Genomic DNA, 14645 nt, shown 5'->3' with positions numbered 1-14645 from the left:
GGAAATAAAAAAATATGCCCTCCTCCCCCGCCACTTACGAAACTATAGCCAAGCAACTTGCTTACATAGATAACAGCTCCGAGTTTCAAACTTTAGTTCAAACTGGTTTGAGCGGTGCTGGCTACCAAATCGATCGCACGTTTGACGATCCCACGACTGGATTTCACGCGATCGGCTTAATTTCCACCACCCCAGACAAACCGCCTGTTTTGGTATTTCGTGGCACCGACTCGCTCATAGACGATATTGCCAACGCAGACCCGCGCGGCACCGGTTTCAACCAATTTGAAGCCAACAAACAAGCATTAGGAAATTGGTTGACAGAAATCAGTCAAGATACAGCCAAAAACCCCAGCCGCTTGCCACCAGACCTTCTCGGACACAGCTTAGGCGGCGCCATAACGCAACTAGCCGCCACCGAATTTACCTCTACTATCGGAGATGTTGTCACCTTCAATTCTCCCGGAGTCGATCAGAACACCGTCAATACATTTAAGCAGAAAGCCGGGGCAGGAAAAAATGTAACTCACTACATAGTTAGCGGCGATTTTGTTAGTTTGGGAGGAGAAGCTTTTCTCCCCGGAAAAGTAATTCTTCAAACATTTACTAACCCGATTATCAACCCGCTACTTGTCTTGGACAAGCACACCCAAAACGGTTTGTTAACTGCTCCTCCTCCCGGCTTAACTCAGGCCGAAATCTCTGTAGACCAGTTGAACCGCCCTGATTTCACTTTCACAGATTCCGATTATTTAGAGCTGTTAGCTGGCTTAGACTTTGCACTGCCCGCCTTGGCAACATCGCTGGAATCGCGCAGCAGTTTAGAACAATTAAGAACCGCTCCGGGAAGCTCCTTTTTAGCAAACGTTGTGGCAATGAAAACTGCTCTCGATCCGTCCGCAATTAATAATTTAGTAGGCGACGATGCCAACAATACAGCCTCAGGTTTTGCAGGGGACGATATTATCATTGGCAATGGGGGAAACGACACTCTCACGGGCAGCAAAGACAACGATATTATCAGCGGTGGCGTCGGCAACGACCAGCTATTCGGTGGCAAAGGGGATGACAATTTGAGCGGTGGAGAAGGAAACGATACGCTGATTGGAGGAAAGGGTGCGGATCTCTTAATTAGTGGCGCTGGACGCGACGTATTGGTGTTAGGAGTAGGCGCCGGTACAGATACATTTATAGACTTTCAAAAGGGTGAAGATTTAATCGGTTTGAGCGGAGGTTTGACCTTCAACCAACTGAAAGTTACTCCAGGCGATTTTATAACGACGATTGAAGTGGCCAGTAACGGCGAAGTTCTTGCCAGTATTACTGGCATTCCAAGTAGTCCGCTAACAGCTAGTGATTTTATTGCGATTTAGTTGGCGGCTGGCAATAAAGATATTCGGTAGGGACACAACAATGTTGTGTCCTTATTTTATCTTCTGAACGCAAGCACACAGAATTTATACTAATTCGACGATTAAAAACATCAATATTCCTGCAGGGGCGGGTTCACCGACATCTCAAAAAAGTAGTGCAGACATTAGTAAACCCGCCCCGCCCGGTTCTGATAATTATAGCGATCGGACTTGATATTAATCGAAATCGTCCAGTCCAGGCCGGGGCATAGCTGCTAATTTTTTCTCATCTTCTAGGGGCAGAAAGAAAATCGTCAGCATACCGGGAATCACAGCCAGCGCACTCATCAAGAAATAATTTTGATAGCCGAGATTCGCCTGCAAGTAGCCGCTAAAAACCCCCGGAATCAGCACTCCTGCGGCCATAAAAGCCGTTGTAATTGCATAGTGAGATGCTTCGTATTCAGGGCGGACAGTCCGCATCAAGAACACTGTATAGGCAGCTACGCCAAGTCCGTAAGTAAATTGCTCGATCGAGTTTACAGCATAAGCCCATTCAATCCCCGGTTGATTGATTGCTAACAGCCAATACAGCACGTTAGTTGAATTTTGCAGAATTGCCGTCGGCCACATCCATTTTTTCAATCCTTGTTTTGCAATCAAATAGCCGCCCAGCAACCCTCCTATTAACAGAAATATTACCCCGATCGTACCCGATAACAGACCCATGTCCGATGTAGAAACTGCTAATCCTCCTTTCTCCACTTTATCCATTAAAAATGGCGGAGCCATTTTAAACGTCAAGGCATCGCCTAACCTAAAAATTAAGACATAAGTAACAATCCAACCAATTTTATCTTGCTGAAAATATGTTTTAAAGGCTTCGATAAAGCTTGTTGTTTGTTGGGGGGTGTCGGCTTCCAGAGCGTAATTTCTAGGATAGGGAAGATACCACCGCTGAAAGAGATATATCAGTACAAACATAATCGCACAGATGCCAAAGGCTGTCGCCCATCCGTAGTTAAGCGCAGACACGCTAAAATCGGAACCGAAAAGTGACAGCGGAATGTCTTGATATATTTTGGTGTCGCCTGTATTTCCGGTGACTAAATGCTGTTCGGCCAGTTTCCCGGCTAAGAACACCAATACACCGCTACCGGCAATGACAGCACCTCTATAAGCCGTGTTGCGAACCCCGACAAACAAGGCTTGCTGGTCTTTATTGAGAGTGTTTAAATAAAATCCGTCAATGGCGATGTCGTGAGTAGCTGACACAAAGGCGATCGCCGTAAAGATAACAAGCGATATAATAATCGGTGCCGGCGTTAATACGCCAAAAGCTAGAAAAGCAAACAGGAAAGCACAAATGATTTCGGTTGTTAAAATCCACTTGCGTTTGGTGGAATACAAATCAACAACTGGCCCCCACAAACCTTTTAATACCCAGGGAAAAGACAAAAGACTTGTCAATCCGATGAGTTCGTTGCTAGTTCCCATACCTTTCAAAAAAATCACCGACATTAAATTAACGACGGTGTAAGGGAGACCTTGAGCGAAATACAATACTGATACCCACAATCCAGCGTTATGCTTTTTTTCCATTGCAGAGATATTTTACCTAGTTACTTATTTGATTTACGGAGTGCGATCGACAATTCCGGTCAATTAAACCGCTTGCATCACAGTATATGTCATTCCGATGCCAGCGGCAGCCATATAAATAGCGTATTTTAGCATCATTCAGACTCACAAATATTTTCATTTTTGGAAGAAGCCTGCAATAATTTTTCTCCGTTAAAATGAACGACGTAAGCGCGAACATTCTTTTCCCAGTCAGAAGTGTCATAAGTTCGCAGCAGTTCTAAAGCATTTTCTTCTATCTGATATGCGGTTTTTGGACTGTTCACCGGACGTTCTGGCTTGTCAGGATTAACAACAATTAAACCTGCATCTAGAAACTGATGCACAGTCTGGCGACGCACAGTTTCCCGCGTATTTGGTGCATATTTTTTACTGTACTCCTGCTCCATAAATTCCATAATTGGTGTAATTCCCAGAAGTGGAGATTTTGCCAATTCCCAAGCATCCTTTGGCTTGAGGTCAAGCAAAGCCAGAAGGGTTAAGGCGGAACGTTCGTTAAGCTGACCTTTTGGAAAACCCAGCGCTGCAAGTATTTCTAGAGATTCATCAATACGGTTCTTAATTGTCATCGGACTATTTTCTAACGGATTCGTCGTGTTCAGCACTTTTCTTTCGACAAGTTGATCTAGTTCCCGCTGTGTAGGAAATATGTCTCCAATTTCACTACCAAGTAAAAGTAATTGCTCTAGATTAGGATACTTCAAATTGCGTAAATCCGTAGCATTAACTTGAGTGTGTCCGTTGAACAGTCGGAAAAACGCATCTACCAAGCTCGAATTTAGATAAACTGCCAATCCCCGCGCTAGGGTGAGGTCTAATCCGCGTCCCTGTTTGTGAAAGTAATTCAAATGGTTCTCAAAACCCACGCTAGAACTATTAATTTTATTGGCATCCCAGACAACTGCAACAATTCGCTTTTTCTCTTCCTTTGACGAGAAGCGCTTGCTCAAAACATAATGTTCGTTAGGTACGAGGAGTGCAGCAGTTTTTTCCGTGACAGCTAAAGCTTGATGCTTTCTGGTGGCGGTGGGATATTCAACACCGCCAGCCCAGAAGTGTGCGGGATAAATCAGCGGAACTGTACCGTTCTCCGGTTTTAGCCGCAAGTCAGAGCGAACACGAAAATCTACAACTTTTCCGGTAGAAACTGTTAAGCCTAATTCCTCTAGGGTGCAAGTAAATTGAGCTATTTGCTCGACTACTTGCTGGCTGACAGAATCTGGTAAAATCCGAATAAATTGCTCGGAGTCTTTGGGATTAATTAGGGCGGTATAGGGCAGTTGGTGAGATAAAACCAGGTCGTCGCCCACGCTGCTGCTTGAGGTAATTAGTACAGTATCTGGCTGTTCTATTTGTTTGGTGGCGCGCACAATAATAGTTTCTTGCAGCACTGCATCATCGCGAAATGGCAACTGTCGGGATTCAAAGATGTGTACTTGGCGTAAAGCCATCATTTGAAGGAATACTTTGCGGAAATCTCGAAAGTATAAACCGTTGCAAAAGCTGCGGGGAGTAATCGATACTAATTCACCGTTTGGTTTGAGCAGGTGAGCGGCAGCAACTGTAAAGCCAGCGTAGAGATTGCTGGTTTCTAGTCCTATAGAACGCAGCAAGGTTCGGGCTTGGGATTTAGCGTCTATCTTGGCATAGGGAGGATTGATAATTGCATGGGTAAATTCCCGTTTTACTGGTTGTGTAAATAGATTGGGCTGCAACATATCGGCGCTGTCTTGAATAAAATCAATTTCGCGAACCTCACAGGTAAAAGATATCCCAAAACCCTGACATTCAATACTGCATAATTCTAAAGTTTGCTTGAGGTATTTAATCAAAATAAGGTCAATTTCATAAGCTGTAACGTGCAGGCTAAGCGGTTTGTTTGGGCGCTGACAAAGCTCGCAAACAACTGCTGCTAACAGCGAACCAATACCAGCCCCGGCATCTAACAGGGATATATCGGGACAGTTAAATTCAAACATTCCCGCCATCAAACTTGCGACTGAGGAAGGTGTTAAAAATTGTCCTTTTTCTCCTCTCTGGCTTTGCTGCAACTTTCGGGTTGCTTCTTGGCGCCAGCCATCTACTCGATCGAGTAAATTGCTTGCATTTGAGTAGCTGTTACCCGGAGGGGCTAGGGTTTGAAATTGCGGTGCTATCATTTGTTCAAAAAGTGCGATCGCCAGTTCAGTGTATTTTCGCCCAAAATTGCACCGATGTGCAAAAATGTCAAGCGCACTAGAAAATATATAACTTATCCAAAAGTATGTTGACTGTTCATATAGCTAGAGCGGGAGGTAGCTAACGATGACACAAACTGAAACCAAGCGTTATGATTTTACTTAAGTATCTAGGTCTAAGTTATGACAACTATCAACTGGAATGAAGTTTTAGATAGTATTTCAGAGAATGCAGAAGAGCCTGAAGTCGAAGATAGATTTGTCAAACGCCTTCTAAATGCACTTGGATTCACATCTGATGAGTGGGTACAACAGTTTAAAACAGGGAAGGGCACTGCTGATTTTGCTGCTCGCAAGAATCACGATGATGATAAATTTTCCGTGGCTAAGATTCACCCATACTTAATCATTGAAGTTAAAGGGAGAGTATCAGGAAATGCCATCATTAACTTAGCAGAAGGTACTCCCCTGTACAAAAAAGCTAAAGAACAGATAACAGGTTATCTTCTTGCTCCTAAATGCAAAACATCTCAATGGGGTATAATTACTAACTCAACAGATATCCAGCTATTCCGCAGACATGGTAAAATCGTACTGCCTGCTACTAACTGCATGAGGATAACTAAAGATAATATCATTGAGATTATTACTAGAATTAAGAAATTGCTGGAAAATCCACCCCAAGCTTTAACAATTTGCATCTATAATGATAAGGGAGGCGTGGGAAAAACTACAACGACAATCAACTTGGCTGCGATTCTTCGACAACATCATAAAAAAGTGCTTGTTGTTGACTTCGATCCACAACAAGGAGATTTAACAGATTCATTAGGCTTACAGGAGGGAAAAGTCAAACTATCTGATTGCCTGATTAAGACAGCACTTAATGTTAAAGAAACTCTTCAAGCATTTAATGTGAAGAATAAAGCAGGTCTATTAGTTAAGGTGTTTGATGTCATCCCATCTGATTCAGGGTTATCGAAGTTCATGACTCATGATTATGAATCAAAAATTGAGAAAGGTTCAGCAAGGCTGCGAGATTTGCTTGAGATTTTTGTTGGTAATTATGATTACATCTTAATTGATGCACCTACGAACTGGACTTTTTTTAGTAAAAGCTGTGTGAGAGCTTCCGATGTAATCCTCATGCCAACAGAACACAATAACTTTTCATCTTTGAAAAATGCTGCTAAAGTTATTAAAGAATTCTTACCTGAAGTTAAGAAGCTTAGGCAGGACGGTGGCCCTATTGCCTTGCCGATTTTTTTCAATAGACATAAAGAAACAGAGGCTTCAATCAAAAGAGCCAATGCAGAAATTGAAGCAATTATTACAGTTAAGAAAGGAGACACTTATATTAAAGATCCTAATTTGTTACCCTATTATTGGCCTAAATATACAAAAGCTGTGAGCGATAAAAGTATATTTACAGTTCCAGAATATGAAGTTGTTTCAACTGCCGCTTTTTCTCGAAAACCAGCGGTTTTCCAACACAAAAAAGCCGCTGAATATTACTTAAAATTAGCGAAGGAGTATTTTTTGTATGAGTAATTCTGAGAACATCGGTAAGTTAATGCACTTGAATTTATCTAAAATTGAGTCAGCAGAAGCCTGCTCTGAGTCAGAGTTTATCATTGCCGGAGCCGCCGAAGCCGTCTTGCAAGCAGGTAATCGCAATTGGATTCCGATTATCGTTAAAGAAACAGGCGACTATCAGTATCAAGTTGTGAGCAATCACTTTGTCTATGCTGTAGCTCAACAAGCCAAATTAGATTTAGTATGGTGTATTGTCATTGACCCAAAACCATCAAATATTGAACAAGCGAAGATTCTAGCGCGAGAAGCAAATCCCCAAGTCAATCTGAGTACAGCATCAAAAGATACTATTATAGCTGTACTTAAATACTTAGTTAAAGAGCATAATTGGAACAATGTAAAACCAGTTGAAACAGCCAATAAAATTGTAGATTCTAACCGCGATCAATGGTCAGATTTCACCCCTCTGACTAAGTTACAATGTGGTTTGACTAAGGCCAGATTAGATTTTATTGCGAAAGTATTTTCTATATCCCCGCCGCCACCGCCGCCTCCTCCTCCTCAAGCAGTCAGCGTGAAACGTGCATCTAGAGATGAAATTTTTGACCGCCTCAATTACTTATCAACTAATAAAATAGGCGGCTTTGAAAATATTGATGCCGAAAAAACAGCCGATGCTATCTTCACCGCGAATAAAGGCAAGTGGAAAACCCTCAGTCCAATTTCCAAACTTGAATGCGGCATTGATACAGCCAAAATGAAAATCATTAAAACCCTATTTAGCCTGTAAAACTATGTTAAGTGGTGTAGCGGATTCAATTTACTGGCTCAATCGCTATATTGAAATATCGGAAAATATCGCTTATTTTGCCGAGGTCAATTTTAATCTCATTCTCGACTCTCCCAGCGGTATTACTCAACTATTTACTTATTTGCCCACTTAATGTACCATTGTGCGAAAATATCAAGCGGACGCTCAAACCAAAAGTCCGTAAAGGACTGTTAAACGCTCTCTCACACATTTCTGATGCGAAATACCAAAACATTCTTTTTGTCAAGCTTGTTCCTGATTGGCTTAACAATTAGTTTTCTGCTGACTCCTGGTTGGTTCTCAAACTGGTTCCCGAACCGGGCGATCGCACTTATGCCTCCGCAAACCCAAACCGCCGAATTTCGCGCATTCTGGGTGGACGCTTTCAACCCCGGCTTCAAAACGCCTCAAGAAGTCACAAAATTGATCGCAGACGCGCAGCGGGCAAATGCCAACGCCATCGTCGCCCAAGTCCGCCGCCGCGGCGATGCTTTTTACACGAGTGCGATCGAACCCCGCACCCTCGATCCCAACGTTCCGGCGGGTTTCGATCCACTGCAAGATGTGATTGACAAAGCCCACGCCGCAGGCATTGAAGTATACGCTTGGATGGTGACGCTGCCAGTGGTTTCGGGCAGCAAACTTCCCGCCGGTCACGTTTGGCAACAACACGGGCCTTCGGCCCCGGGCCGCGACAATTGGGCAATGCTGACTTACGGGGGGGAATCACCCGGTTTCCTAGATCCCGGCCATCCAGACGCCGTAGATTATACTGTTTCCGTCTATTTGGACTTGCTTAAGCGCTACGATGTGGACGGCGTACAGTTGGATTACGTGCGCTACGGCGGGCCGACTTGGGGCTACAATCCGACTGCGATCGCCCGTTTCAATCAGCAAACAGGTCGATCGGGAAAACCCGCACCAACCGATCCCGCGTGGATGCAGTGGCGGCGCGATCAGGTGACAAATTTAGTGCGGAAGCTTTATGTAGAAAGCCTTGCGATTAAACCGCGCGTTAAAATTACCGCCGCCACGATCGCCTGGGGAGACGGCCCAACAAACGATGCAGGGTGGTATCAAACGCAGCCTTACAAAGAAGTATTGCAAGATTGGCGCGCTTGGCTGGAAGAAGGGATCGTAGACATGGCGATGCCGATGACTTACCAGCGCGAGTACAAACGATCGCAAAAACTCGCTTATGACCACTGGATCGAGTTCGCCAAAGACCACCAGTACAACCGCCAAATTGCGATCGGCCCCGGCAATTACCTCAACTACATCGAAGACACTCTAGGCCAGATTCGTCGCGCTGAACAGCCCTCTGCGAAAGGAAATCACGTCGCAGGTACGGTGCTCTATTCCTACGCTAGCAGCAACGTCTACACGAATGTGGAACTGCGATCGGGCGGTAGCGGTGATTTGCCCCGCCAGCCTTGGAAATACGTTCCCCAAAGCAACGATTTGTTTTACACCGCGCTTTCGCAGCCGAGTCAATACGTTGATGCTGCGACGGGCAAAACCTATGAAACTCAGCCTGTGTGGGCGACAACAGCAGCGGTTCCCGATATGCCTTGGAAGTCGCGGCCGACTACAGGTGCGATCGCCGGAAATTTGCACCGCTGCGATCAAACTTGCGATGGTGCGAACTTGACATTGCAGTCGATCGATGCTGTGGGCAAAGTGCGCCAACTGCGCGCGGATGGTAAAGGATGGTTTGGGGCGATCGAGCTTTCTCCGGGAACTTATCAGTTGAAAGTTGATGGAAGTCAAATTCAACAAACTGTTAATGTTGTCGCAGGTGAAGTCACAAAAGTGAATTTCGGAGCCTCTTAATATCTTTTTAGGGTGCGCTGAGGTGCGCTATTGCGATCGACTTATATCATGTCCGATCGAGCGATTAAAAGGGCGGGTTTTTGAGATTGTCAATTATTAGCAGATATTTTTCGTGAACCCGCCCCTACCGTATTAGGGGTAATAGACCGGACATAATATTACAGCGTATCCCGGGTTTATAGAACCCATTTAGGATCTTTTTGTTGTCTCACAAGCCTTTGAGGTATCTAGGTTGTATCTGGTTTGATGCCTGTTAGCTTAAAGTCCTGACTCTGGTATTAAATCCTCTGGTAAAACGATCCCCTCAAAACCATATAGTTCGCTCAAGAAGATACCAAATGGGTTCTATAAAGTTTCTAAGATTTCTGACTTAGGGAATCTTACTTTTGCGAGTGAAGCATACTTATCTGCTTCAGAGCGATAGCCAGCCGCACAAGCTACGACGGTAGTAAAGCCTTTTGCAGAAAGACCCAACAGGCGATCGTAATTGACAGGTTCAATTCCTTCCATTGGACAGGTGTCAACACCAAGCAATGCAGCACTGGTCATAAAGTTGCCCAGTGCAATATAAGTTTGGCGCGTTGACCAGTCATTGATATTAAAACTGCGGCCACCATCAACCAAGTCACTGACGATTAGACTCCGATATCCTGCCATTGCCTCTACAGTCCCGCCCCGCAGCTCGACAGTGCGAGCCATAAAGCGATCGACATCCTCGGCAGTGAGATTCTTTTTAATCGCGAACACGACATAATGAGAGCAATCAGTAACCTGTGACTGATTCCAGGAGACGGGCTTGAGCTGTTCTTTAAGTTCCGAGCTGGTAATAATCAGAAATTTCCAAGGTTGAAGCCCATAAGAAGATGGTGTTAACACTAACGCATCTTCTAAAGCTGTCCAGATTTCTGGAGCAATTGTTTTGGCTGGATCGAACTGTTTGGTGGCATATCGCCATTTGAGATTTTCGAGTAAGTCTGTCGTAGTAATGTGATTCATTTCTTTTACTTAAGAGATTGCTATTAATCATGGTTGAAACGGATAATTACAGGCTGCTTGCAAATAATCCTGGTTCAAATGAAATGATAACGGAAGCGGTCTGCAAAAAGTAGCGAGCAGGTCGATTTGATCCCCCGACAGACTAATTTTTAGCTAATTCCTAATCGCTTTCCAGAATGCTTGCGAGCAAAGCTTGCTGAGCGTGCATCCGATTTTCTGCCTGATCCCAAACGCGCGATTGACTGCCTTCAATCACTGCATCGGTAATCTCTTCATCTCGGTGTGCGGGCAAACAGTGCAATACAATTGCATTCTTATCTGCTAACTTCAGCAATTGTTCATTTACCTGATAGGGTTCAAACAAAGGAATCCTGATTTTTGCTTCCTCTTCCTGTCCCATACTCGCCCAAACATCAGTATAAATCACTTGAGCATTTTTAGCAGCAGCTTCTGCATCAGCAGTCACAGTAACTTCTGTTTTTCCCTGAGCAATTCCCTTAGCTTTTTCCACAATCTCAATATTCGGGGAGAAATCTTCAGGACAAGCAATTCTGACATTTATCCCGGTCATTGCACAGCCCAACATCAGCGAATTTGCCATGTTGTTACCGTCGCCAAAATAAGTCAAAGTCACCCCTTCCAACTTGCCAAAACACTCTTTTACTGTCAGTAAATCCGCCAGCACTTGGCATGGGTGTTCGTCATCTGTCAGTGCATTTATCACAGGAATTTTCGCATAGTTAGCAAAAGTTGCTAAATCTTTTTGCTCGAAAGTCCTAATCGCCAAAATGTCTAAATATCTGTCTAAAACCCTGGCTGTATCTACCAAAGGTTCGCCGCGGCTGACTTGTGTAACGTTGGGATTGAGGTCAATCACTTGCCCTCCCAATTTATACATTGCCACCGTAAAACTTACCCGCGTTCGCGTTGAAGCTTTGGAAAATAACAAGCCGAGAACTTTATTGCGTTTCAGCTTGACCATTCCCGATTTTAAACTGGCTGCTAGATCCAGCAAATAATTTAATTCGTCAATGCTTAAATCTGCCAGACTTAATAAATCTCGGCCTTTTAAGGAATCCATGCTTTCCCCCACACACAAATTTTTAACTGTGTCTTAAATCTTAGCCCGCAGAGGTGAATTTTGTTTCTGTAACCCCTAGTTGACATCTGCGGGTAAGGTTTATGCGGGCAATTGCTCGATCGCGCGATCGATCGAATCGCAACCTTGTTCAACCGTTTCTACCACAGCCAACACGCCCCGCAATTCCCCAGCGCCGGGGAAACCCTTAGCATACCAGGTTAAGTGCTTGCGCGCTTGGCAGACACCGCTTTCACCTTTATATTCCCACAAAGCCCGCAAATGTTCTTTAGCACATTCGAGACGTTCAATTGGTGTCGGAGGTATCTTTTCTTGACCAGTTTTCAAGAAATAATCAACCTCTCCCACCAAAAAAGGATAGCCTAAAGTTCCCCGCGAACACATCACTCCATCAGCGCCGGTTTCTTCCAGACATCGCATCGCTGCTTCCACTGAAAAAATATCCCCGTTAGCAATAACTGGAATCGATAAAACTTCTTTCACTCGGCGAATCCACTCCCATTTTGCCGGGCCGGTGTAACCTTGCGATCGAGTGCGGCCGTGGACGGTAATCATTTTTGCTCCCGCATCTTCCATCCGCTTGGCAAATTCCAAAATATTAATTTCTTTGTCCGTCCAACCGATTCTAGTTTTAACAGTGACAGGAACATCTACCGCTTCCACAACAGCCCGCACAATTGCTTCGGCCGTTTCCGGGTCTCGCAGCAGGGAAGAACCGCCGCCGTTTTTAGTAATTTTGTTAACCGGACAGCCCATATTAATATCAACTGTATCCGCTCCTTCTGCCACAGCTTTCTGGGCCGCTTCTGCCAAGAAATCCGGCCGGCAGTCAAACAATTGAATGCTAATCGGGCGCTCGTTCGGGTCAACTTCCATAATTCTCGGCAGTTGCTTCACGTAGTGCAAACCCGTAGCGTTCACCATTTCCGTGTACATCATCGAATCCGGCGCGTAGCGGCGCACCAGGCGGCGAAATACCAAATCGGTAACGCCGGATAAGGGCGATTGCAGGACGCGGCTTTTAACTTCAAAATCGCCGATTTTGAGCGGAGTTGCTAACCTTTCTTTTAATTCTGGAGATAGAGCAAGCATAGTCGATCGCACTTTAATTCTAATATCTGTATATTATACTACACTTCCGATTATTGGTTGTTAACTATATTTTTAGCCGATTATTGAGTGACAGCTAAAAGTATATTTAACCTGACCGCAATCCCTATTTTACACATCCCGATCGCCCGAATTTGAATATTGTTAAACCAGGGCCCAAACGCCAACGCCGACCACAGTTAAATCTCTGTGCCACTTCGATCTATCTATGGGGTGTGGCCATTAATGGGGGATCTACCTACTAAGAGTGTTGCCCAAGTCATATTTTTCTAGTTTAATTGTGCCGAATGCTCTGGCTGCCTTCGGCTGCGGCTGCCTTCAGACGACTAATGCTTAAATTTATTGGGATTCTGCAAAAGCCGTACATCAGATCGTTTTAAACTACAATTGGTTGATTCCTGACGACGCCGATCGAACATTAAAAAAATTGTAGAGAATTCCTATGGATGCCGCAGCACTCTGGCAACGCTATCAAGACTGGCTTTACTATCACGAGGGATTGGGACTTTACCTCGATATCAGCCGCATGGGATTCGACGACGCTTTCGCAGCAGCACTGAAGCCCAAATTTGACAAAGCTTTCAAAGACATGGCAGCTTTGGAAGCAGGTGCGATCGCCAATCCCGACGAAAACCGCATGGTGGGCCACTACTGGCTGCGAAACCCTGATTTAGCTCCCACTCCAGAATTAAAACAAGAAATAGTCGAAGGGATAACACAAGTCGAAACATTTGTCAAGAAAGTTCAAAACCGCGATATTAAACCGCCCTTTGCTCCGCAATTTACCGACATAATTTCGATCGGCATCGGTGGTTCCGCCCTCGGCCCCCAATTTGTCGCCGAAGCTTTATCCCCAGACATTCCGCCCCTAGCAATTCATTTTATCGACAACACAGATCCGGCGGGGATCGATCGCATCCTTAACAAAATCAAAGACAAACTCGCCAGCACCCTAGTAATTACTATCTCCAAATCCGGCGGCACCCCCGAACCCCGCAACGGGATGATCGAAGTTCAAAAAGCCTTTGCAGCCGAAAAACTCGATTTTGCCAAACAAGCAATTGCCATCACCGGAGTTGATAGCCAATTAGACAAATTAGCCAAATCCGAAGGCTGGATTACCACTTTTCCAATGGCAGATTGGGTGGGAGGACGCACTTCCGAATTGTCAGCAGTTGGACTTTTGCCAGCAGCTTTGCAAGGGATCGACATTCGGGCGATGCTCGACGGCGCTAAAGTCATGGACGAAGCTACCAGAACCACCGAAATCAAACATAATCCCGCCGCCCTTTTAGCCATGAGTTGGTATTTTGCCTGCAACGGACGGGGCGAAAAAGATATGGTAGTTTTGCCGTATAAAGATTCACTACTATTGTTCAGCCGCTACTTGCAGCAATTAGTCATGGAATCGATCGGCAAACAGGAAGATTTAGACGGCAACACAGTTCATCAAGGAATCGCAGTTTACGGCAACAAAGGCAGCACCGACCAACACGCCTACGTCCAGCAACTGCGAGACGGGGTGCCGAATTTCTTCCTAACATTTATCGAAGTGTTGGAAGACAGGCAAGGCATTTCCCCTGAAGTAGAAACTGGCGTTACTTCCGGAGATTATTTGTCTGGTTTGTTGCAGGGAACTAGACAAGCCTTGTACGAAAATCACCGAGATTCCATTACGGTCACAATTCCCCAAGTCAACCCTCGGACAGTAGGAGCATTAATCGCCCTCTACGAAAGAGCCGTAGGTTTTTACGGTTCCTTGGTAAATGTCAATGCCTATCACCAACCGGGCGTCGAAGCAGGCAAAAAAGCAGCCGCTGCTGTATTGGACTTGCAGCAACGGGTACTGCAAGTGCTCAAAGAGGCTGAAAAACCTCTGTCTGTCGCAGAAATAGCCAAAAAAGCAGGAAAGCCAGAGCAAATCGAGACAATTTACAAAACTCTGCGGCATTTGGCAGCCAACGGGCGCGGCGTAGCTTTGGAGGGAACATTAGCGCAACCTGCTACTTTAACAGCAAGTTATAAACAGAATTAAACAGTAGAATTAAAAATTAAAAGTGAAATTAGTCACTTTTAATTTTTAAGGTTTA

Annotated in this window: 10 protein-coding genes and 1 pseudogene; 6 read left to right on the top strand and 5 right to left on the bottom strand. The window is 44.9% G+C overall.

Annotated elements, in window-relative coordinates; all coding sequences use genetic code 11:
* Positions 1 to 14 precede the first annotated feature (14 nt).
* Entirely contained in the window at positions 15 to 1373 is a 1359-nt protein-coding gene (locus tag QUA13_RS00415) for a calcium-binding protein (RefSeq protein ID WP_333195769.1), read from the top strand.
* Positions 1374 to 1589: 216 nt separating this feature from the next.
* On the opposite strand, the gene QUA13_RS00410 is transcribed toward QUA13_RS00415, so the two are convergent.
* Positions 1590 to 2954 (bottom strand): MFS transporter, encoded by a 1365-nt coding sequence (locus QUA13_RS00410; RefSeq protein ID WP_333195767.1) that lies wholly within the window; start codon positions 2952 to 2954, stop codon positions 1590 to 1592.
* Between the two features lie 134 nt (positions 2955 to 3088).
* The gene (locus QUA13_RS00405; protein ID WP_333195765.1) at positions 3089 to 5152 is read right to left on the bottom strand and encodes an Eco57I restriction-modification methylase domain-containing protein; all 2064 of its coding nucleotides are present in this window, start codon (positions 5150 to 5152) and stop codon (positions 3089 to 3091) included.
* A 201-nt stretch (positions 5153 to 5353) separates the two neighbouring features.
* On the opposite strand from QUA13_RS00405, the gene QUA13_RS00400 reads away from it, so the two are divergent.
* From QUA13_RS00400 to QUA13_RS00385, 4 genes and pseudogenes are all read left to right on the top strand, one after another.
* Positions 5354 to 6721 (top strand): AAA family ATPase, encoded by a 1368-nt coding sequence (locus QUA13_RS00400; protein ID WP_333195764.1) that lies wholly within the window; start codon positions 5354 to 5356, stop codon positions 6719 to 6721.
* Positions 6714 to 7496, top strand: a complete 783-nt coding sequence (locus QUA13_RS00395) for a hypothetical protein (RefSeq protein ID WP_333195762.1) — start codon at positions 6714 to 6716, stop codon at positions 7494 to 7496. The genes QUA13_RS00400 and QUA13_RS00395 overlap by 8 nt, the downstream gene beginning before the upstream one ends.
* Before the next feature lie 4 nt (positions 7497 to 7500).
* Positions 7501 to 7626 (top strand): annotated as a pseudogene (locus QUA13_RS00390) (alpha-E domain-containing protein); the annotation flags it as partial.
* A gap of 107 nt (positions 7627 to 7733) precedes the next feature.
* Positions 7734 to 9350, top strand: a complete 1617-nt coding sequence (locus QUA13_RS00385) for a family 10 glycosylhydrolase (RefSeq protein WP_333195761.1) — start codon at positions 7734 to 7736, stop codon at positions 9348 to 9350.
* Between the two features lie 345 nt (positions 9351 to 9695).
* On the opposite strand, the gene QUA13_RS00380 is transcribed toward QUA13_RS00385, so the two are convergent.
* The 3 genes from QUA13_RS00380 to dusB all read right to left on the bottom strand — a co-directional run bounded on the left by QUA13_RS00380 (position 9696) and on the right by dusB (position 12537).
* The gene (locus QUA13_RS00380; protein ID WP_333195760.1) at positions 9696 to 10346 is read right to left on the bottom strand and encodes an NAD(P)H-dependent oxidoreductase; all 651 of its coding nucleotides are present in this window, start codon (positions 10344 to 10346) and stop codon (positions 9696 to 9698) included.
* A 160-nt stretch (positions 10347 to 10506) separates the two neighbouring features.
* Positions 10507 to 11427, bottom strand: coding sequence for an ornithine carbamoyltransferase (gene argF, locus QUA13_RS00375; RefSeq protein ID WP_333195759.1), 921 nt, complete (start codon positions 11425 to 11427; stop codon positions 10507 to 10509).
* Positions 11428 to 11526: 99 nt separating this feature from the next.
* Positions 11527 to 12537: a tRNA dihydrouridine synthase DusB gene (gene dusB, locus QUA13_RS00370; RefSeq protein ID WP_333195757.1), complete on the bottom strand. Its 1011-nt coding sequence runs from the start codon at positions 12535 to 12537 to the stop codon at positions 11527 to 11529.
* Between the two features lie 460 nt (positions 12538 to 12997).
* Between dusB and QUA13_RS00365 the strand changes: the two genes are divergently transcribed.
* The gene (locus tag QUA13_RS00365) at positions 12998 to 14590 is read left to right on the top strand and encodes a glucose-6-phosphate isomerase (protein WP_333195755.1); all 1593 of its coding nucleotides are present in this window, start codon (positions 12998 to 13000) and stop codon (positions 14588 to 14590) included.
* The last annotated feature ends 55 nt before the right edge of the window (positions 14591 to 14645 follow it).

Source organism: Microcoleus sp. S28C3 (genome assembly GCF_036700785.1).
In the GTDB taxonomy this organism is placed as follows: domain Bacteria; phylum Cyanobacteriota; class Cyanobacteriia; order Cyanobacteriales; family Microcoleaceae; genus Microcoleus; species Microcoleus asticus.
The sequence above is the reverse complement of the archived record's forward strand: the minus strand, read 5'-3'. Positions and strand labels throughout refer to the sequence as shown.